The organism is Shinella sp. GW821-FHT11G07 (assembly GCF_058808115.1).
The window spans coordinates 84,360-102,889 of the sequence record NZ_JBXARJ010000008.1 but is presented as its reverse complement, the minus strand read 5'-3'; the positions used below and the strand labels follow the sequence as shown (position 1 = coordinate 102,889).

The 18,530-nt window shown below is 62.2% G+C and carries 17 protein-coding genes; 7 read left to right on the top strand and 10 right to left on the bottom strand.

The window, feature by feature from the left end; genetic code table 11:
• Positions 1 to 3: 3 nt before the first annotated feature.
• The 3 genes from AC1RT2_RS16810 to gcvA all read right to left on the bottom strand — a co-directional run bounded on the left by AC1RT2_RS16810 (position 4) and on the right by gcvA (position 3,802).
• Positions 4 to 1,389, bottom strand: coding sequence for a multicopper oxidase family protein (locus tag AC1RT2_RS16810; RefSeq protein WP_493103663.1), 1,386 nt, complete (start codon positions 1,387 to 1,389; stop codon positions 4 to 6).
• 85 nt (positions 1,390 to 1,474) lie between these two features.
• Positions 1,475 to 2,716, bottom strand: a complete 1,242-nt coding sequence (locus AC1RT2_RS16805) for an MFS transporter (RefSeq protein WP_493103661.1) — start codon at positions 2,714 to 2,716, stop codon at positions 1,475 to 1,477.
• A gap of 162 nt (positions 2,717 to 2,878) precedes the next feature.
• Complete coding sequence (gene gcvA / locus AC1RT2_RS16800) at positions 2,879 to 3,802, bottom strand: transcriptional regulator GcvA (RefSeq protein WP_493103659.1); 924 nt, start codon at positions 3,800 to 3,802, stop codon at positions 2,879 to 2,881.
• A gap of 81 nt (positions 3,803 to 3,883) precedes the next feature.
• On the opposite strand from gcvA, the gene AC1RT2_RS16795 reads away from it, so the two are divergent.
• The 4 genes from AC1RT2_RS16795 (at position 3,884) to creD (ending at position 9,214) form a co-directional block, all read left to right on the top strand.
• Positions 3,884 to 5,128 (top strand): MFS transporter, encoded by a 1,245-nt coding sequence (locus AC1RT2_RS16795; protein ID WP_493103657.1) that lies wholly within the window; start codon positions 3,884 to 3,886, stop codon positions 5,126 to 5,128.
• Positions 5,129 to 5,375: 247 nt separating this feature from the next.
• Complete coding sequence (aspS, locus tag AC1RT2_RS16790) at positions 5,376 to 7,166, top strand: aspartate--tRNA ligase (RefSeq protein WP_069061444.1); 1,791 nt, start codon at positions 5,376 to 5,378, stop codon at positions 7,164 to 7,166.
• 95 nt (positions 7,167 to 7,261) lie between these two features.
• Entirely contained in the window at positions 7,262 to 7,588 is a 327-nt protein-coding gene (locus AC1RT2_RS16785; RefSeq protein ID WP_069059202.1) for a DUF1236 domain-containing protein, read from the top strand.
• Positions 7,589 to 7,777: 189 nt separating this feature from the next.
• Positions 7,778 to 9,214 (top strand): cell envelope integrity protein CreD, encoded by a 1,437-nt coding sequence (creD, locus tag AC1RT2_RS16780; RefSeq protein WP_493103654.1) that lies wholly within the window; start codon positions 7,778 to 7,780, stop codon positions 9,212 to 9,214.
• A 75-nt stretch (positions 9,215 to 9,289) separates the two neighbouring features.
• Here the strand turns inward: creD and AC1RT2_RS16775 are convergent, their stop codons facing one another.
• Complete coding sequence (locus AC1RT2_RS16775) at positions 9,290 to 10,486, bottom strand: aq_1923 C-terminal domain (protein WP_069059200.1); 1,197 nt, start codon at positions 10,484 to 10,486, stop codon at positions 9,290 to 9,292.
• 211 nt (positions 10,487 to 10,697) lie between these two features.
• On the opposite strand from AC1RT2_RS16775, the gene parC reads away from it, so the two are divergent.
• Positions 10,698 to 12,950: a DNA topoisomerase IV subunit A gene (gene parC, locus AC1RT2_RS16770; RefSeq protein WP_493103652.1), complete on the top strand. Its 2,253-nt coding sequence runs from the start codon at positions 10,698 to 10,700 to the stop codon at positions 12,948 to 12,950.
• Here parC and AC1RT2_RS16765 read toward each other — a convergent pair whose 3' ends face one another.
• From AC1RT2_RS16765 to hemB, 6 genes are all read right to left on the bottom strand, one after another.
• Positions 12,951 to 13,340 (bottom strand): type II toxin-antitoxin system death-on-curing family toxin, encoded by a 390-nt coding sequence (locus tag AC1RT2_RS16765; protein ID WP_493103650.1) that lies wholly within the window; start codon positions 13,338 to 13,340, stop codon positions 12,951 to 12,953. It abuts the gene before it with no gap.
• Positions 13,337 to 13,558, bottom strand: a complete 222-nt coding sequence (locus tag AC1RT2_RS16760; RefSeq protein ID WP_493103648.1) for an AbrB/MazE/SpoVT family DNA-binding domain-containing protein — start codon at positions 13,556 to 13,558, stop codon at positions 13,337 to 13,339. Before AC1RT2_RS16760 ends, AC1RT2_RS16765 begins: the two co-directional genes overlap by 4 nt.
• Before the next feature lie 55 nt (positions 13,559 to 13,613).
• The gene (locus AC1RT2_RS16755) at positions 13,614 to 14,531 is read right to left on the bottom strand and encodes a DMT family transporter (RefSeq protein WP_493103646.1); all 918 of its coding nucleotides are present in this window, start codon (positions 14,529 to 14,531) and stop codon (positions 13,614 to 13,616) included.
• 14 nt (positions 14,532 to 14,545) lie between these two features.
• Positions 14,546 to 15,316: an arginyltransferase gene (locus tag AC1RT2_RS16750; protein WP_069059195.1), complete on the bottom strand. Its 771-nt coding sequence runs from the start codon at positions 15,314 to 15,316 to the stop codon at positions 14,546 to 14,548.
• 103 nt (positions 15,317 to 15,419) lie between these two features.
• Entirely contained in the window at positions 15,420 to 15,884 is a 465-nt protein-coding gene (locus AC1RT2_RS16745; protein WP_069059194.1) for an RDD family protein, read from the bottom strand.
• A gap of 137 nt (positions 15,885 to 16,021) precedes the next feature.
• Complete coding sequence (gene hemB, locus AC1RT2_RS16740; protein WP_493103643.1) at positions 16,022 to 17,035, bottom strand: porphobilinogen synthase; 1,014 nt, start codon at positions 17,033 to 17,035, stop codon at positions 16,022 to 16,024.
• 172 nt (positions 17,036 to 17,207) lie between these two features.
• Here hemB and AC1RT2_RS16735 point away from each other — a divergent pair, with 172 nt between their 5' ends.
• Complete coding sequence (locus AC1RT2_RS16735; protein WP_353652372.1) at positions 17,208 to 17,678, top strand: DUF6163 family protein; 471 nt, start codon at positions 17,208 to 17,210, stop codon at positions 17,676 to 17,678.
• A 130-nt stretch (positions 17,679 to 17,808) separates the two neighbouring features.
• Positions 17,809 to 18,321, top strand: coding sequence for a transcriptional regulator LdtR (gene ldtR, locus AC1RT2_RS16730; RefSeq protein ID WP_069059192.1), 513 nt, complete (start codon positions 17,809 to 17,811; stop codon positions 18,319 to 18,321).
• The last annotated feature ends 209 nt before the right edge of the window (positions 18,322 to 18,530 follow it).

Below are 18,530 nucleotides of genomic sequence, written 5' to 3'. Positions count from 1 at the left end.
ATCTCAGGTTACACGCACATAACTCGTCATGCCGGTCTTCTGGTGTTCGATGATGTGGCAGTGGAACACCCAGTCGCCCGGATTGTCGGCGACGAGCGCGAGCTGCACCTTTTCATCCGGCAGGATGAGGTAGGTATCGGAAAAATGTGGGCGGATCGGCTGCTTGTTCGAGGTGATCGGTCGGAAGGCCAGGCCATGCAGGTGGAGCGGATGCACCTGCGGCGTCGGGTTCTCGACATTGAAGATATAGGTCTTACCCACCTTCATCTCAGCGAGCGGTGCGGTCGGGTCGCCCGTATCGTCCGCCCACGGCACCTTGTTGATGGCCCAGAAATTATAGCCGAGCGAACCGCAGATGCCGTCCTTCGGCCGCTCTTCGGCAGACGCGCTGAGAACGAAGGGGATTTCTGTTGCCGCCGACAGGTCGGGCTCGGGCAGGGGGTTGGCGGCAAGTGCTGGCAGGTCGACGATATTGCGCTTCAGCGAGGCGCCGACCGCGCGGAACGTTGCGAGTGTGGCGGGCTTGGTGCCGCGCAAATCCTTCAATTCGGCGATGGCGCCTTCGGTGTCTGGCATGCGCAGGGCGAGGTCGAGACGCTGGCCGGGGCCGATCATCAGGTGGTCGAGCACAAACCGTTCCGCCACTGGATTACCATCGAACGCGACCACCTGCGCTTCGGCGCCCTCGACCGAAAGCGCAAGGATGCGCGTGACGTCCGTCGCAGCAAGCCGCAGGCGCACGAGCCCGCCGGCCGGCGCGTCATATTGTGGCGACTGTCGCCAGTTGGCTGTGCGCACAGTGCCGAATGTGCCGGCACGCGCGGCATCGCGCGGCTTGAACTGCGCGATGAACTGACCGTCGCCGCCGAGGCGCCAGTCGCGCAGGTTGAGCACGATTTCGGCGTCGAAGACCGGATCCGCCGGATCTTCCACGATGATCACGCCGGTCAGCCCGCGGCCGATCTGCTCCAGCGTGTTGCAATGGGGGTGATACCAGAAGGTGCCGGCATCGGGGGGCGTGAAAGCATAGTCGAAGCTGTCGCCGCCATAGACATAGGGCTGCGTCAGGAAGGGCACGCCGTCCATCCTGTTGTCGATGCGCAGGCCGTGCCAGTGGATGGTCGTCGGCTCGTCGAGCCGGTTGTCGAGCCGGAGCGAAAAGGCCGCGCCGCGCTGCATGCGCAGCACCGGCGGCATCTCGCCGTCGCCATAGGTCATGACGCCCTTCGTCGGCCCCTTTTCGGTGATCATCGCTTCGCCCATGCGTGACACAAGCGACGTCGCCGCCTGCGCGCTCGCCAGCCCGGCAAAGCGCCCCGCAAGACCGATGCCGCCCGCATAGGCCCCGGCGACGAGTGCGCCCTTCATCAGCGTGCGGCGTGTCAGCATGGCAGTCTCTCCGGATGCGTTATCCGCTTCTAAACCTGAGGCCACAGCTCAGCAATAAGCGCCCCGCGTCCAGATTGCCGCAGTGTCATCGCTCGCCGTTGCGGTCCTTCTCGGAGGCGGCGAGCTTGTTGAAGAAGGAGGAGGTGCGCAACAGGTTGCGGAAGCGGCTGTGCCGCGCGCCGGCGGGCACCGCCGGCCGGGCGCTCATGCGCAGCGCCGTATAACCCATGAATGAGACAAGGATGACGGCGGTATAGAGGAAGAGCGCCTGCGGGCCGAAGAACTGTAGCAGCACTGAGGCGAAGAGCGGACCGATGATCGCGCCGCACGACCAGAAGAACAGCATGCCGGCCGACACGAGCGCATGTTCGCCTTCGCCGGCATGGTCGTTGGCATGCGCCGAGCAGAGCGAATAGAGCGGCATGGCAAAGGCGCCGAAAACGAAGATGCCAACGAGGTTCTTCAGTTCATTGCCGCCCGCGAAGAAGGCAAGGTAGAGCGCCGCGCAGGCCGAGCCGAGGGTCGCGAGCAGGATGATCAGCCGCCGGTCGAGCCGGTCGGAATAGATCCCGAGCGGATATTGCAGCACCACGCCGCCGACGATGCCGGCGCTCATGAAGTTCGCGATAGCCGTTACGGAGAGGCCGATATCATGCGCGTAGATCGGCCCAAGATTGCGGAAGGCCGCATTGGTGAGGCCGACGACGATGCAGCCGACGGTGGCGAGCGGCGAGATGTTCCAGAGTTTTCTGACGTCGAAGCGGATCGCCTCCGGTACGGTCGGGCTGGAGCGGTCGGCGAGCGAAATCGGCACGAGCGACAGCGACAGTGCCATGGCGACGATGGCAAACAGCTCGAACCCGCCGATGCCGATGCCCGGAATGAGATATTGCGCCGCCGTCACCGAGCCGAGGTCCACGACGCGGTAGACGGAAAGCGTGCGCGCCCGGTTGGCATTGGTGACGGAGGCGTTCAGCCAGCTCTCGACGGTGGCAAACAGGCTCGCAAAACAGATGCCGGCGACGAGCCGCATCACGAACCAGAAGATCGGATCGATCACCAGCACCATGGCAATGGCCGACGCCGACGCGATCGCCGCCATGGCCGAAAACGTCCTGATATGCCCGATCGCTCGCAGCACGCGCGTCACATAGATACAGCCGATCGCAAACCCGATGCTGTAGCCCGCCCCGACAAAACCGATGACGGAGGTCGAAAACCCTTCCTGCGAGGCACGCAGCGCAATGAACGTGCCCTGAAGGCCATTGCCCCCGATGAGAATGCCGGCGGTGATGAGAAGGGGAATCAGGGGGCGAATCGTGGACATGCGGGCACTATGGGGGAGGATTTGAGGAATGGCAGGGGGAAGTTGGAAAGATACCGGGAGATTACTATACGATATCGATGATCATTTGAATTCCGCAAAAGCGCCGTTTCGACTCCCGCGAAAGGGCATGCAAACCATCGCTCCCAGGGGGGTGCTTGCGGGCTACGGCAAACGCATGGTTGCCGCTTCGGATAACAGCCATGCCCTGAAGCCACGGATCAAGGGGTCAGCCATCGTCTCAAGTGGCGACACGACAAAGTAGGCGAAGCTTGGCGGGCCGCCAATCGACAGATCGAATGGGCGCACGAGGCGACCGGCCGCAAGGTCATCGGCCACGAGGGCTTCATCGCCAAGGGCAATACCTTCGCCTTCGATCGCGGCTTGGACGGCAAGATGGGTGTCCGTGTAGTGAAGCCCCGGCTCGAAGTCGAAATCAAAGATCCCGGCCGCCTGCAGCCATTGCCGCCAATCCGGCCAGACAACGCCTCGTCCGCTCCAAGATTGATGAATCAGCTTGCGGCCTCGAAGGTCGCGGGGATCGACCATAGGCCGCTCACCTTTTAGCAGACGGGGGCTGCATACCGGGAAAATGACGTGATCGAACAAACGATCGGTATGGAGCCCGACGTCCTGGGGGCCGAACCTGATCGCGAGGTCGATATCGTTCTGGCGAAAATCCTGTATCTGGCAGGTCACGTTCAGCCGGACTTCGACGTTTGGCTCGATTTTCTGGAACCGGTCGAGCCGTGGGACCAGCCATTTCGCCGCGATCGACGTCGAAACAGAAACATTGAGACGCGTGCGTTCCTGGCCGGAAAGCCGGCGGGCTTGCGCGACGGCATTGTCGAGGTTCGCCAACGCCTCCTGGGTTGACCGGTGGAGAGCCTCACCGGCTGTTGTGAGGCGCAAGGATCGGTTCGCCCGAATGAACAACGCAAACCCGAGCTGCGCCTCCCATTCCTTGATCTGGTGGCTGACCGCCGCCGGCGTGAGATTGAGCTCCGCGCCGGCCCGGGTGAAATTGAGATGTCTTCCGGCCGCCTCCAGCACCCTCAGAGATCTAACGCCTGGAGTTCGCGGTCGCATCGGCCACCTTCAAATTTTTCTATCAGATCGCCAACAAGGCTATTTGCTTCCTAACCGGTGTACAATCGCGATGATGTTGGCGTGATCAAATATTCTTTGAAGTCCTGCTTCATGCCATCTCCGTCAAATCAGCACTTTCCGCTTGCCTTTACCGCCGCCTGCGTCGCGATGACCAGTGTCACGTACGGAATGGGGCGGTATGCCTACGGGCTGTTCCTGCCGTCGATCGGAGCGCAGCTCGATCTCACGACGTTCGATCTGGCGCTCATCGCAAGCCTGAATGCGATCCTCTATCTGGTCGCAACCATTGTCGCATCGGCCATGGCCATCCATTTTCGGCCGCGAACCTTCATCCTTCTTTCAGGCGTAACAACCACGGCCGGATTGCTGCTTGCAGGGATGGCGACGAGCGTTGCCGTGGCGACTGTGGGCATCGTACTTGCCGGGGTAGGCGCAGGCATTCTCTCGCCGGCGATGTTCGAGGCAATCGAAGCCTGGTTGCCGGCCCCGTGGAAACCCCGGGCAATCGGCGCGGTCAATGCCGGCGCGGCACCGGGAATCGTTCTGACGGGTTTGGCGGCCTATTGGCTGCAATCATCCTGGCAGCAGGCATGGATCGTCATGGCCGCGATCGGGCTGGTCGTTACCCTCTGGCATTTCTGGCTTATACCGACGGCCCGGTTGCCACGTCCTGCTTCGGGCGTGGCCTTGCCTCTCGGTTTCAGCCTGTTCACAAGACGCGCTTGCATGCCTCTGTATGTTTCCGTCTTCGTGTATGGCCTGCTTCTCAGCATCTATCTGACGTTCGCCGTCGATTTGGTCCTGTCCACCGGCGGCATGGCGTTTCCCATGGACCGGCTGTTCTGGGTTCTGCTTGGCCTTGCGGGCCTGCCTGCAATGCTGACGGGGGCGGCAGTCCTGCGGCTGGGCGTGAGGGGCCTGTTGGCGATCAGCATGCCGGCATGTGGGCTGTCCTATGCCTTGCTCGCCCTGGCGCCAGGCAATCAGCTTGTCGTCCTCACGTCGGCCATCCTGTTCGGCGTGGCGTCCATTGCGCCAGGAAACGGCTTTCTTGTCTGGGGTATCTCGCTCTTCAGGGAACGGCCTTCGATAGGCTCGGGAACCGTGTTCGTCGTGCTCTCGATCGCCATTATCATAGGCCCGATCCTGTTCGGCATCATAGCCACGCAGATAGGTTCCCAAGGGTTCTTTCTGGTCATGGCGGTGCTTTCGATTGTCATTATCCCGCTGTTTCCTCGCGCAATCTTCACCACGGGACGTGCAGGCGATCAGGCTTTGTTGGGCAATTCGACTGCTGATTTTTAAGGATGTGCACGAATCGCTGTTTCGAGCCCTTTTTTCACGTGGGGAAGGGGATACGCGACGTCCGTTTTCCGCTACCGTCAGGAAAGATGCGCCGAGCGCTCAGGAGCGGGTGAAGGGCGCCCTGTCGGTGCTTGCCACCCCGCAAGCCTTGACAAATCGGCCCCGCCATGCGCTTTTCCGCCCGATTTTTCTTGGTCGCCGCGCCGGGTTCTTCCCGCGCGGCCTTTCAGCATTTCAGGATACCACGATGCACCCTTACCGCAGCCACACCTGCGCCGCTCTCCGCAAGTCCGATGTCGGCGGCACTGTCCGCCTTTCCGGCTGGGTTCACCGCGTTCGAGATCATGGCGGCGTGCTCTTCATCGACCTGCGCGACCATTACGGCATCACCCAGGTCGTTGCCGACCCTGATTCTCCGGCCTTCAAGATGGCCGAGACGGTACGCGGCGAATGGGTGATCCGCATTGACGGCCGCGTCAAGGCGCGCACCGAGGATACGGTCAACAAGACCATGCCGACCGGCGAGATCGAGCTTTACGCGCTGGAGATCGAAGTGCTTTCGGCTGCCAAGGAACTGCCGCTGCCGGTCTTCGGCGAGCCGGACTATCCGGAAGACGTGCGCCTGAAGTACCGCTTCCTCGACCTGCGCCGCGAGACGCTGCACAAGAACATCGTCAAGCGCACGCAGATAATCTCCTCCATGCGCAAGGGCATGGGCGAGGCGGGTTTTGCCGAATACACGACGCCGATCCTGACGGCTTCCTCGCCGGAAGGTGCGCGCGACTTCCTCGTGCCGTCGCGCATCCACGAGGGCAAGTTCTTCGCGCTGCCGCAGGCGCCGCAGCAGTACAAGCAACTTCTGATGGTTGCCGGCTTCGACCGCTACTTCCAGATCGCGCCGTGCTTCCGCGATGAAGACCCGCGCGCCGATCGCCTGCCGGGCGAATTCTACCAGCTCGACGTCGAGATGAGCTTCGTCACCCAGGAAGACGTCTGGGACACGATGGAGCCGATGATGACGGCCGTCTTCGAGGAGTTTGCCGAAGGCAAGCCCGTGACGAAGAACTGGCCGCGCATTCCCTATGACGAGGCGATCCGCAAGTATGGCTCCGACAAGCCGGACCTGCGCAACCCGATCGTCATGCAGGCTGTGACCGATCACTTCGCCGGCTCCGGCTTCAAGGTTTTCGCGAACATGATCGCGTCGAACCCGAAGGTTCAGGTCTGGGCGATCCCGGCCAGGACCGGCGGCAGCCGAGCCTTCTGCGACCGCATGAACGCCTGGGCGCAGAGCCAGGGCCAGCCGGGCCTCGGCTATATCTTCTGGCGCAAGGAAGCCGACAAGATCGAGGGCGCCGGTCCGCTGGCGAAAAACATCGGCGAGGAGCGCACGGAAGCCATCCGCACGCAGCTCGGCCTCGATGACGGTGACGCCTGCTTCTTCGTCGCCGGCGATCCGGCAAAGTTCTACAAGTTCGCCGGCGAAGCCCGCACGCGCGCTGGCGAGGAGCTGAACCTCGTCGACCGCGAGCGTTACGATTTCTGCTGGATCGTCGACTTCCCGTTCTACGAATACAACGAAGACGAAAAGAAGGTCGACTTCGCGCACAACCCCTTCTCCATGCCGCAGGGTGGTATCGACGCGCTCGACAACAAGGACCCGCTGGAGCTCAAGGCCTACCAGTACGACGCGGTCTGCAACGGTTTCGAAATCGCCTCGGGCTCGATCCGTAACCAGTCGCCGGAGCTGATGGTCAAGGCGTTCGAGAAGGTGGGCCTCAGCCAGGCCGACGTGGAAGAGCGTTTCGGCGGCCTCTATCGTGCCTTCCAGTACGGTGCACCGCCGCACGGCGGCTGCGCATTCGGCATCGACCGCGTCGTCATGCTGCTCGTCGGTGCAAAGAACCTGCGCGAGATTTCGATCTTCCCGATGAACCAGCAGGCGCAGGATCTCCTGATGAACGCGCCGAGCCCGGCAACGCCGGCACAGCTGCGCGAGCTCGCACTGCGCGTCGTGCCGACGCAGAAGAAAGACTGATCGTCTGACAGGGCGAAAGCTGCTTGCGGCTTTCGCCCGTCGGAACACTTGCCCGTCCGGGCCGTTCTCTTCCCGTCAAGCAGAGGAGAATGAACATGCGAAACACGCTTATTCTTGCCACGACGGCCCTTCTGACGCTGTCCGCATCGGCCTATGCCCAGAGCACGGTTATCGTCGAAGAGACCGATCCGGTCATGACCGAATCCACCGTCGTCGTGCCGGGCGAAGTCCGCACCTATGTGCTGGAACAGCAGGTTCCGTCCGTCGCCTATGAGGGCGATGTGCTGATCGGCAAGGTCATCCCCGATACCGTGGAAGTTCATCCGGTCGATGGTTATGGCGACTATGCCTACACGGTCGTCAATGAACGCCGGGTCATCGTGAACCCGCAAACCCGGACAGTTGTCCAGGTTCTGGAATAGCCCTGATATCCCGCGAGAACCCGGCGCGTTGCGTCGGGTTCAGCCGCGAACCCCGGGTTTCGCGAAAAGACGTCACAATGCCGTGAATTCGCCGCGAGTCGAGCCCAATTCCGCGCACAATCAGTCCAAATGCACCCCTAGCGTGAAGTTGCGCCCAGAAGAGGCGATTCATGACTGGAGGGACTTTTCATGACAGCGACCGAAGCGGACGATCCCGTCCCGACGCCACCCCGGCATTCCCATTACCCAGAGCCACGCAGCAACGTCGCCACTTTCCTGCGCTCGCCCGGCGTAAAGTTCATCATGATCGGCATCATATCCGTGGCGCTGCTCGTGCCGCTGCTGCTCGTCTGGGGCCTGACGGAGGAGCGGGCACAAAGGGCTGCCGATGTGTCCCGCCGCATCGCCAACGGCTGGGGTGGCGACCAGGCGATCAACGGGCCGTATCTGGCCGTGCCGTTCGAGGTGCAGCGCAGCCGCGAAGTGGATGGCCGCACGATCGTCGAGCAGACGACCGAATGGGCACTCGTCATGCCGGAAACACTGGATGTCACGGCGGATCTGAAGGCGGAGGAGCGCAGGCTCTCGATCTATACGCTGCCGGTCTACAATGGCGCCCTGACATTGAAGGGTCGCTTCGCCAACAACATCCTTCAGGATCTCGCGCAGTTCTCCGGTACGCCGCAGCTCGATCGCGCCATCCTCGTGCTCAACATCAACGACATTACCGGTATCCGCTCCGATGCCGGCGTTAAGATCGACAACGGCGCGGTGCGGCCGTTCGATCCCGGCATGCGGCAGATTTCCGCCATGACCGTTGTCGGTGCCGATGGGTATGCCACGCCGCAATCCAGCACCGGCGTGCACCGGCCGATCGAAAGGCCACTCGTCGAAAGCGGCTTTGCCTTCGAGATCGCCCTGTCGCTCAACGGCTCGCGCAGCTTCGCCGTCGCGCCCGCCGGCCAGACGACGAGTTTCGCGGCGAAGGCCAATTGGCCGCATCCGGGCTTCGAAGGTCTCTTCCTGCCGGAGCAGAAGACGATCACCGCATCGGACTTCACGGCCAAGTGGACGATCCCCTATCTTGCCCGCGGCATCGACCGAGTCGCAGCCGGCTCGACGCTGCCCTTGTCGGGCAGCATGATGTCGATCAACCTCGTGGAACCCGTCCAGTTTTACCAGGTCATCTCCCGCACGCTGAAATACTCGATCGGCTTCATCTCGCTCGTCTTCCTCGCCGTCTTCGTCGTCGAGCTGAAGGGTGGTCGCATGGTGCACTGGATCCAGTATGTGCTGACGGGCCTGGCGCTGATCGTCTTCTACGTGTTGCTCCTGGCGCTGGCGGAGCATACCGGCTTCACCATCGCCTACGTCATTGCCGCTCTCGCGACGACACTCCTGATCGCTGCCTATCTTGGCAGCGCGACGGGCAGCCGCAAGAACGGGCTGTCGCTCGGTGCCGTGCTGCTCTCCGCCTACGGCGTGATGTATCTCGTGCTGCGGGAAGACGAATATGCGCTGCTCGCTGGCGCGCTGATTTCTTTCGTCACCATCGCGGCTACCATGTATGCGACGCGCCGCGTCGAGTGGTCGGCGCCGGTACCGCAGGCGGCAGACGCCCGCTGACGAACGTCACCTCAAAAGCAGAAAGCCCGGAGCTATGCTCCGGGCTTTCTTTTCAAGCGGGTTGCCGAACGCGGCTTACATCTCGTCGTTGGCCGTGACGGTGACGCCCAGGACCTGCGGGATGGTCTGCGGTGCGCCCATGGCGGCACCCATGATCATCGGGAACGGAACGGGTTCCTTCGGCTGTGCGCTGATCGTCAGGCTCTTCGGGTCGTCAAGGTAGGTGTTGACGGCGGCCGAGATCTGGTTCTGCAGGTCAGGCATGTTGAGCTGGGCGATCATGATCGGAACCAGGCCCTTCAGCGACTGGGCCATCTGGTCGCCCGTGACGCCCTGTTCGCTGCCGGCGAAGTCGAGCAGCTTCTTGGTGATCGAGGCGTCTTCGAAGGAGATCGAGGCGCTGTTGAAGGTCAGCTGCTGGACGAGGCCCATCATGGACATGCCCATGGCGGCGTTGGCTTCTTCCTTGTTCGGGTTGGCTTCGGCGGCCTTCATGGCCTCCTGGATGCCCTTCACGAAATCAAGCGTGTAGCCGGAGATTTCCAGCCCGATGTTGAGCCGGCCGACATCCTTGAAGTCGAAGGCGTATTCATCGACGGCCATCTTGCCGCTCGCCAGCTCCCAGCTGCCGGACATGGAGACCTTGCCTTCCAGCGTCTGCATGTTGAGCTTGGCCAGCGCGTCCTTGGCTTTCGGGTCCTCGACGGCGGTCAGGTCGGCCTTGAGGTCGGAAAGCGTCGCGTCGAATTCGAGGCCGGCATCGGCGTCCATGCGCGTGATGTTCGCCTCCATGCCGGACATGGAGAAGACTTCCTTGCCCTTGGCGGTAACGCTGACCGGGCCGGCCGTGGCCGATTCGTACATCATCAGCGATTCGAGCGTGCCGGAAACCACCGTGCCGGGAATGGACACGCCGTTGAGCGCGATATCCTTGGCGGAAACCGACGTTTCGCCTTCCGTGGCATTGATGTCCTGGAAGGCGACGGTTTCGATCGTGTAGCCGCCTTCGCCGTCTTCTTCGACACCTTCCATGGTGACGGTGCCGAGCTTGATCGGTGCCTCAGCACCAGTCGCCTTCATTTCGGTGCCTTCGAGGGTGACGGTCGAGCCGTCAACGGCGACGTTCGACGAAGTGACGGTCACGCCACTCGTGGCATAGGTGGCATTCAGCTTGGCCAGCAGATCCGCGCCATCAAGCGCGAATGCAGGGCTTGCCAGGGTGGCGAGCGCTGCGCCGGCGAGGAGGGTGCGGAAATGGGAGGTGCGCATCATGGATTGGCTCTCTTTCTGGATTTTTGGACGGCTGCCTTGCCGTTTACCGCTCATTGACGTGCGGCGCGGCGACTATATTCGGGCCGGCGCAACTTTCCATGGAATTCTCGATCTGCGGCCGTATTTTCGCGGCAGGCTTTACAAACTGCTATCCACAGCTGGATCGCCCGGATTCCTTGCCGCGAATCGGTAGGACCGCTAGTCAAGGGCCATGGGACAAAACACTTTGCCGCCGGATGGCGGAGACGACAACATCCTGCCGGTCGACCTCAAGGCGGCGCTGGAAGAGCGCTACCTTGCCTATGCGCTGTCGACCATCACGCAACGCGCGCTGCCGGATGTCCGCGATGGCCTGAAGCCGGTGCATCGCCGCATCATCCACGCCATGAGCGAAATGGGCATTCGTGCCAATTCCTCGTTCAAGAAATGCGCGCGTATCGTCGGCGACGTCATCGGTAAGTTCCATCCGCACGGCGACCAGTCGGTCTACGATGCGCTGGTGCGCCTCGCTCAGGATTTCTCGCAGCGTTATCCGATCGTCGACGGCCAGGGCAACTTCGGCAATATCGACGGCGACAATGCGGCTGCCTATCGATACACCGAAGCGCGCATGACGGATGTCGCGACGCTGCTGCTCGAAGGCATCGACCAGGATGCCGTCGACTTCCGCCCGACCTACAACGAGGAAGACGAGGAACCGGTCGTCCTGCCGGGCGCCTTCCCGAACCTGCTCGCGAACGGTTCGTCCGGCATCGCCGTCGGCATGGCAACGTCCATTCCCTCGCACAATGTGCATGAACTCTGCGACGCGGCACTGCACCTGATCCGTCAGCCTGACGCGCCGGTGGAAAAGCTCGTCGAATTCGTGCAGGGCCCGGACCTGCCGACCGGCGGCATCATCATCGACAGCCGGGAAAGCATCCTTGAGGCCTACAGGACGGGGCGGGGCGGTTTCCGCGTGCGCTCCAAGTGGCAGACGGAGGATCTCGGACGCGGCGGCTACCAGATCGTCATCACCGAAATTCCCTACCAGGTGCAGAAGTCGCGGCTGATCGAGAAGATTGCCGAGCTGCTGATTGCCCGCAAGCTGCCGCTGCTCGAGGACATCCGCGACGAATCGGCGGAAGACGTGCGCATCGTGCTGGTGCCGAAGAGCCGCACCGTCGATCCGACGATTCTGATGGAATCGCTCTTCAAGCTTTCGGAACTGGAAAGCCGCATTCCGCTCAACATGAACGTGCTGTCCATGGGGCGCGTGCCGCGCGTCATGGGTCTCCGTGACGTGCTCGTCGAGTGGCTCGCCCACCGGCGCGACGTGCTCCAGCGCCGTTCGCGCCACCGGCTGGCGGCGATCGACCGCCGGCTTGAAATTTTGGGCGGGTATCTTGTCGCCTATCTCAACCTCGACGAGGTGATCCGCATCATCCGCGAGGAGGATGAGCCGAAGGTTTCCTTGATGGAGACCTTCTCGCTGACGGACGTGCAGGCCGAAGCGATCCTCAACATGCGCCTGCGCTCCTTGCGCAAGCTGGAAGAGTTCGAGATCCGCACCGAATTCGACACCCTGTCGAAGGAGAAGGCGGAGATCGAGGCATTGCTCGCCTCTGATGAGAAGCAGTGGCAGACCGTCGCCTGGGAAATCGGCGAGGTTCGCAAGAAATTCGCCAAGGCGACCGAGCTCGGCCGTCGCCGCACCCAGTTCGCAAGCGCGCCGGAGGCCGACGTCGAGGCGATCCAGCAGGCGATGATCGAGAAGGAGCCGGTCACGGTCGTCATCTCGGAGAAGGGCTGGATTCGCGCGCTGAAGGGTCATATGGCCGACACGTCCGGCCTGCAGTTCAAGGAAGGCGACGCGCTGAAAGTGGCCTTCCCGGCGCAGACGACGGACAAGGTTCTGATCGTGACGACGGGTGGCAAGGTCTTCACGCTCGGCGCCGACAAGCTGCCGGGCGGCCGCGGCCACGGCGAGCCGCTGCGCATCATAGTCGACATGGAAAACGACCAGGCCGTGTTGACCGCCTTCGTGCACGATGCGTCGCGCAAGGTCATCATCGCCTCGCAGGCGGGCAATGGCTTCATCGTTTCGGAAACCGAGATGGTCGCCAATACCCGCAAGGGCAAGCAGGTGATGAATGTCGGCATGCCGGATGAGGCGAAGCTCGTGGTGCCGGTGCGCGGCGATCATGTCGCCGTCGTTGGCGAGAATCGCAAGATGCTGGTCTTCCCGCTGGCGCAGATGCCGGAAATGTCGCGCGGCAAGGGCGTACGCCTGCAGCGCTACAAGGACGGCGGCATTTCCGACCTGCGCTGCTTCGCACTCGCCGACGGACTGACCTGGGACGACAGCGCCGGCCGCAATTTCGTGCGCACCAAGGACGAGCTCGCCGAATGGCTCGCCGACCGCGCGACGGCCGGCCGTACCGTGCCGAAGGGTTTTCCGCGGAGCGGCAAGTTCAGCGGCTGATCAGCCGGAATAGGCGACGCTGACGTCGCGCAGGAAGCGGGTCGCACCCTCTTCGTCGATCTCCCCGGCGGCGACGGCGAGCACGAAAGTGTAAAGCGTCGCGTCGTCTGTTGCGATCTCGTAGCCGTTGTCCATCAGAAAGACGGCCGCAGCGACGATCGCGATGCGTTTGTTGCCATCGACGAAGGGGTGGTTCCTTGCCAGCCCGAAGACATAGGCTGCGGCGAGTTCGAATATGTCCTCGCAGCCGTAGTATGCCTTGTTGACGGGCCGGGCTAGCGCCGATTCAAAGGCGTTTTCGTCCCGTAGACCAGTTGCTCCGCCGAACCGCTGGATCTGAATGGCCTGCAACCGTTCAACGAGAGGACGTTCGAGAAAGATGATGCTCATTCAGCGAGCTTCTTGAGCGCCACCTTGTAGCGGTCCATGAATTTCTCGGCGTGCCCGAGCTGCCGGTCGAAATCGCCGTCGGCCGCAGTGAGAATGAGCTTTCCGCCTTCGCTCGTCATCGTAATCTCGTCACCCGCCTTGACCCCCATGCGTTCAAGGACGTCTTTCGGGATAATGATGCCTTCGGAATTGCCGATCTTGCGGATGGTAATGTTCATGGTTTTTACCTCAGTTATAACTTAGTTATAACATCCGCTGTCATCTACCACAAGCTTACCCCGTGAACGGAAATTCCGCCGCCGCATCGCCGGCCCTGGCGGCGCGGGCTTTTGAGCGCATCTGCCAGAAGGAATGGGCAAGCAGCGCGAGGATGAGGATGGAGCCGCCGATCAGGGTTTGCGTGGTAGGGGTTTCGGCGAAGACGATCCAGACCCAGATGGGAGCGAGCACGGTCTCGACCAGGTAGAACATGCCGACTTCCGGTGCCGAGAGGTAGCGTGGGCCGGTGGCGAGACACCAGAAGGCGAGGGGCAGCAGCACGAGGCCGTTGAAGAGGATGTAGACGGGTTCGGCGACCGTCAGGCCGGCGGAGGGAAGACAGAACAGCGCGACGACGCCCGAGAGCACGGCGGCAACGAGCGGCACGAAGCCCATGTCGGCGCCGCTTCTGCGGCTGAGCGTCAGGGCGATCGCCAGCAGAAAAGCCGAACAGGCGGCCATCGCGTCGCCGAAGACGTTTCCACTCGAAAGCCCGTCATGCACGATCAGCAGCACGCCGGCGACCATGGTGGCCATGGTCAGGAGTGTCGCGTTGCTCGGCCGCTCGCCCAGAAAGATCCAGGAGAGGATGGCGGCGAACATCGAGGTGAAGGCGAGGATGAAGACGACATTGGCCGTCGTCGTGTTGAACACCGCCAGCATGAAGGTCAGCCCGTTTATGCCATAGACCAGGCCGATCAGCAGGCCGATGCGGCCGGGAATGAGCACCGTCTTGCGGCGGAAAACGAAATTCAGGACGGCCCACAGAGCGAGCGCCATCACGAAGACCGATATATTGCGCAGGACGACCATCGACCAGACGTCACCGTCGGCGGAGCGGATCAGCGGAATATCGAAGGAGAGGGCAAGACCACCTATGGCGGTGATGAGAAGCCCCTTGCGATGAAGGGCCGGGTCATTCTTCTGGGACAAGGCGGGAATCGATTCTACGGCTGGGTTTCGGTATTTTCCCCATCATAGCGTTCCCAACCCCGCGGCATCAGGTGTTCCTGCGGCAAAAACTTTGTTTTGTAGTCCATTTTGCGCGATCCCTTGACCCAATAGCCAAGATAGACATGCGGCAGGCCGAGCGCCTTGGCGCGACGGATATGGTCGAGGATCATGAAGGTGCCGAACGAGCGGTCGGCGCGCTCCGGATTATAGAAGGAATAGACCATCGACAGGCCATCGCCCATGCGGTCGGTGAGCGCCACGGCCAGAAGCTCGCCCTGCGGCCGCTCCTGAAGGCCGGCACCCTCCTCGCGCAGGCGGTATTCGATGATCTTCGTGTTGACGTGGGTGTCTTCCACCATCATCGCATAGTCGAGCACCGACATGTCCGACATGCCGCCCTTCTGGTGGCGGGCATCGAGATAGTGGCGGAAGAGGGAATACTGCTCGCTCGACGGCTCGGCCGGATATTCGTATGCGATGAGATCGGCATTCGTTGCAAGCACCCGGCGCATGGAGCGGCGCGGTTTGAACTCGTTGACGAGGATGCGCACGGAAATGCAGGCGCGGCAGGTTTCGCAGGCCGGGCGATAGGCAATGTTCTGCGAGCGGCGGAAGCCGCCCTGGGTCAGGAGATCGTTCAGCTCCGGCGCGCGTTCACCCACCAGGTGGGTAAACACCTTCCTCTCCATCTCCTGCGGCAGATAGGGGCAAGCCGCCGGCGCGGTGAGATAGAACTGCGGGGAGGATGTTGCCTGCGTATTCATCGGCCGTGAGGCGACTCCGTCGTGTGACACTTCTATGCCAATACCATGGCCTAGTTCAAAAAAAGGTCAACCGGAGGATTTCGCCTGCCCGTTTTGGCTGTTGTCAATAACGGTCGCGGCGAACCACCACGGTGCCGAGCAAAAGGTCATGCAGCAGGCGGCCGCGATCGGTGAAGAGGCCGACGAGCACGACGAACGGTGTAAGAAGCGCATTGCCGATCCAGAAGAGCACGAGATGCACGATCGCTGTCAGGAAATCGACGGGGCGGCCATCGACGCGGGCAAGTGCAAGACCCATGACATTCATGCCGGCGCTCGCCTGGCTGGGACCGCCCATGGTCAGGCCGAAATAGAGCATGGCGACGATGGCGAAAAGCGCGGGATAAAGGAAGAAACCGAGGCCGAGCGTCAGGATGCCGAGGAAGAAGACCACGACAGCAGCCGGAATCCAGAGCAGCGCGACGATCGCATAGTCGATCAGAAACGCGAAGATACGGCGCGACAGCACGCCGCGATAGGCCTGCCAGTCCGTCGTCGGAACCCGCGTTTCATTGAAATCGGCACTCATCTCGTTGTCTCCCGAATGGAACATGCCACTGATATGGGGATGCTCTGATGGAAAACAACGGGTGAGTCAAAGGCAGAAACGTTCCCCGTCACGGCGGCCCGGGGGCTCGCATGACGGGGGAGGAGCGTGTTTGGAGTTCAACCCTTGCGGGCGAGATGCCGTGCGACGTCCATCGCGAAGTAGGTCAGGATACCATCGCAGCCCGCACGCTTGAAGGCGAGCAGGGTTTCGAGCATGACGCGCTCGCCGTCGATCCAGCCGTTCATCGCGGCGGCCTTGATCTGACTGTACTCGCCAGAGACCTGATAGGCGAAGACCGGCAGGCTGAAGGCCTCTTTCATGCGCCAACAGATGTCGAGATAGGGCAGGCCGGGCTTGACCATCAGCATGTCGGCGCCTTCCTCGACGTCGAGCGCTGCATCGCGGATGGCCTCGGTGCCGTTGGCCGGATCGATGTAATAGGTCTTCTTGTCGCCCTTCAGCAGGCCGCCGGTGCCGATCGCATCGCGATAGGGGCCGTAGAAGGCAGAGGCGAACTTCGTCGCATAGGACATGATGCCGACATTCTGGTGCCCGGCGTCATCGAGGGCGCGGCGGATCGCGCCGACGCGGCCGTCCATCATTTCCGAAGGGGAGATGATGTCGGAGCCGGCATCAGCCTGAATGACGGCGGCCTTCGCAACGAGTTCGACCGTCTCGTCATTGGCGATGACATCGCCGCGCAGCACGCCGTCATGGCCATGGCTGGTGAAGGGATCGAGCGCGACATCGGTGATGACGCCGATGTTCGGCACGGCCTTCTTGATGGCGCGGGTGGCTTCATTGATGAGGTTGTCGGCGGCGAGACAGTGGGAGCCGGTCTCGTCGCGCAGCGACATCTCGATATTCGGGAAGGTGGCGAGCGCGGGAATGCCGAGGTCGGCGGCCTCTTTCGCCGCTTCGACGAGCTTGTCGATGCTCATGCGGTTGACGCCCGGCATGGCGGCGACCGGATCGACCACGTTCGTGCCCGGCACGATGAAGACCGGCCAGATGAGATCGTCGACCGTCAGGCGGTTTTCCTGCACGAGGCGACGCGTCCAGTCGGCCTTCCGGTTGCGCCGCATGCGGCGGCTGCCGGTGATGTCGTCGACAATGGTTCTGCCGGTCATGTTGCCTTTTCCTCTGCACGATCCGATTGACGCCTCCTTATCACGCTGGGTCCGGCAATCAAATCACCAGCACAGGGGAGGCCTGCGGCATATGGCCGTGCAGGCGTTCCTCCGCATTATGTGTGCAAGGCCATATGCTCCCGTCTTGCTGCTAAATGCACGGGCGGGCTTTATGCCGGCTGGCCTTGCCCTTAGTGTCCGCGCCATGGTTGCTGATTCTGCCAAGGGCCCCAGGCCGAGCCTGACCGAAACGCTGTTTATGCTGTTCCTGCGCCTGGTGGCGGTGGGCTCGCTGTGGTTCGCGCTGCAATATTGGGCGATGCTGACGGGCTTCACCTTCAACGGGCAGGGGCGGTTCGATCTGTTGCCGCCGGCATGGAAGGCAGCCTATACGGCGCTTGCCGTGCTCTACCCCGTGGCCGCCGTCGGCCTCTGGCTTCTCGTGTCCTGGGGACCGGTGATCTGGCTCCTGGCGGCAGCGACGGAGGTCGCCATGCACGAGGTCTATCCATCCATTTTCGGCATCGACCGACTGCTTGTTTTTGCGCATGGCGCGGTGGCTATCGTCTTCGTTCTTTTCCAGGCGGTGCTCTTCATTCAGCGGCGCCGGCAAACCCGCCCGGTAAGAACTGATTCACCCTGAGACAGAGTCGCCTTCCGGTAAGGCGCTGTTAAGCCTGCAGTTTAAGTAGAATTTTAGATGCATTCGTTAGGTTCTCACTCAAGGCGGGAAAACAAACCACACCGCCAAACAAAACAGTGAGGCAGTAACCATGAACACCAAGATGAAGCCGCAGCAGGCCCCCGTCGTCGACCCGCAGGAAGACGCGATCCGCAACCTCTATCTGGAATCCCTCCACCTCGTCGAGCGTCTGCACCGTCGCCTGCTCGATGTCATCAAGGACGAGTTCGACCGCGCTGGTCGTTCCGACGTCAACGCCGTCCAGGCGCTGCTCCTTTTCAACATCGGCAATTCCGAGCTCACCGCCGGCGAACTTCGCTCCCGCGGCTACTATCTCGGCTCGAACGTCTCCTACAACGTCAAGAAGCTGGTCGATCTCGGCTTCATCAACCACCAGCGCTCGCGCATCGACCGTCGCTCCGTCCGCATCAGCCTGACGGAAAGCGGCCAGGAGATCGCGGAAACCGTCGCCAAGCTCTACGAGCGCCACACGGGCTCGATCCAGAAGGTCGGCGGCATCGGTGAGGGCGAATTCAACCAGATGAACAAGCTGCTCCAGCGCCTCGACCGCTTCTGGAACGACTCGATCCTCTACCGCCTGTAATTCCAGGCGCAATTTCCGACCTCCTCCTTAAAAGCCGGCCGCGTTCCCTGCGCGTCCGGCTTTTCGATTCGTCTTTGGCCCCTCCGCGCGGGCGGTGTGTGAGGCCCCGAGACACGAATTGGCCATATTGCTGTGACACCCGAACGTGGGGCTTAAGGTATGCGCGAGTGGCAAGGCCGGTTTGCGTTTGTTAACCCTGTTCGTGATAG

Bases quoted from the DNA above. Each gene is read 5' to 3' on its own strand.
- AC1RT2_RS16750 (WP_069059195.1), bottom strand. From the start codon at position 15,316: ATGAATACGCAGGCAACATCCTCCCCGCAGTTCTATCTCACCGCGCCG.
- AC1RT2_RS16765 (WP_493103650.1), bottom strand. From the start codon at position 13,340: ATGAGCATCATCTTTCTCGAACGTCCTCTCGTTGAACGGTTGCAGGCC.
- AC1RT2_RS16745 (WP_069059194.1), bottom strand. From the start codon at position 15,884: ATGAGTGCCGATTTCAATGAAACGCGGGTTCCGACGACGGACTGGCAG.
- gcvA (WP_493103659.1), bottom strand. From the start codon at position 3,802: ATGCGACCGCGAACTCCAGGCGTTAGATCTCTGAGGGTGCTGGAGGCG.
- creD (WP_493103654.1), top strand. From the start codon at position 7,778: ATGACAGCGACCGAAGCGGACGATCCCGTCCCGACGCCACCCCGGCAT.
- AC1RT2_RS16810 (WP_493103663.1), bottom strand. From the start codon at position 1,389: ATGCTGACACGCCGCACGCTGATGAAGGGCGCACTCGTCGCCGGGGCC.
- AC1RT2_RS16735 (WP_353652372.1), top strand. From the start codon at position 17,208: ATGCCGGCTGGCCTTGCCCTTAGTGTCCGCGCCATGGTTGCTGATTCT.
- hemB (WP_493103643.1), bottom strand. From the start codon at position 17,035: ATGACCGGCAGAACCATTGTCGACGACATCACCGGCAGCCGCCGCATG.
- AC1RT2_RS16805 (WP_493103661.1), bottom strand. From the start codon at position 2,716: ATGTCCACGATTCGCCCCCTGATTCCCCTTCTCATCACCGCCGGCATT.
- ldtR (WP_069059192.1), top strand. From the start codon at position 17,809: ATGAACACCAAGATGAAGCCGCAGCAGGCCCCCGTCGTCGACCCGCAG.
- aspS (WP_069061444.1), top strand. From the start codon at position 5,376: ATGCACCCTTACCGCAGCCACACCTGCGCCGCTCTCCGCAAGTCCGAT.
- AC1RT2_RS16775 (WP_069059200.1), bottom strand. From the start codon at position 10,486: ATGATGCGCACCTCCCATTTCCGCACCCTCCTCGCCGGCGCAGCGCTC.
- parC (WP_493103652.1), top strand. From the start codon at position 10,698: ATGGGACAAAACACTTTGCCGCCGGATGGCGGAGACGACAACATCCTG.
- AC1RT2_RS16785 (WP_069059202.1), top strand. From the start codon at position 7,262: ATGCGAAACACGCTTATTCTTGCCACGACGGCCCTTCTGACGCTGTCC.
- AC1RT2_RS16760 (WP_493103648.1), bottom strand. From the start codon at position 13,558: ATGAACATTACCATCCGCAAGATCGGCAATTCCGAAGGCATCATTATC.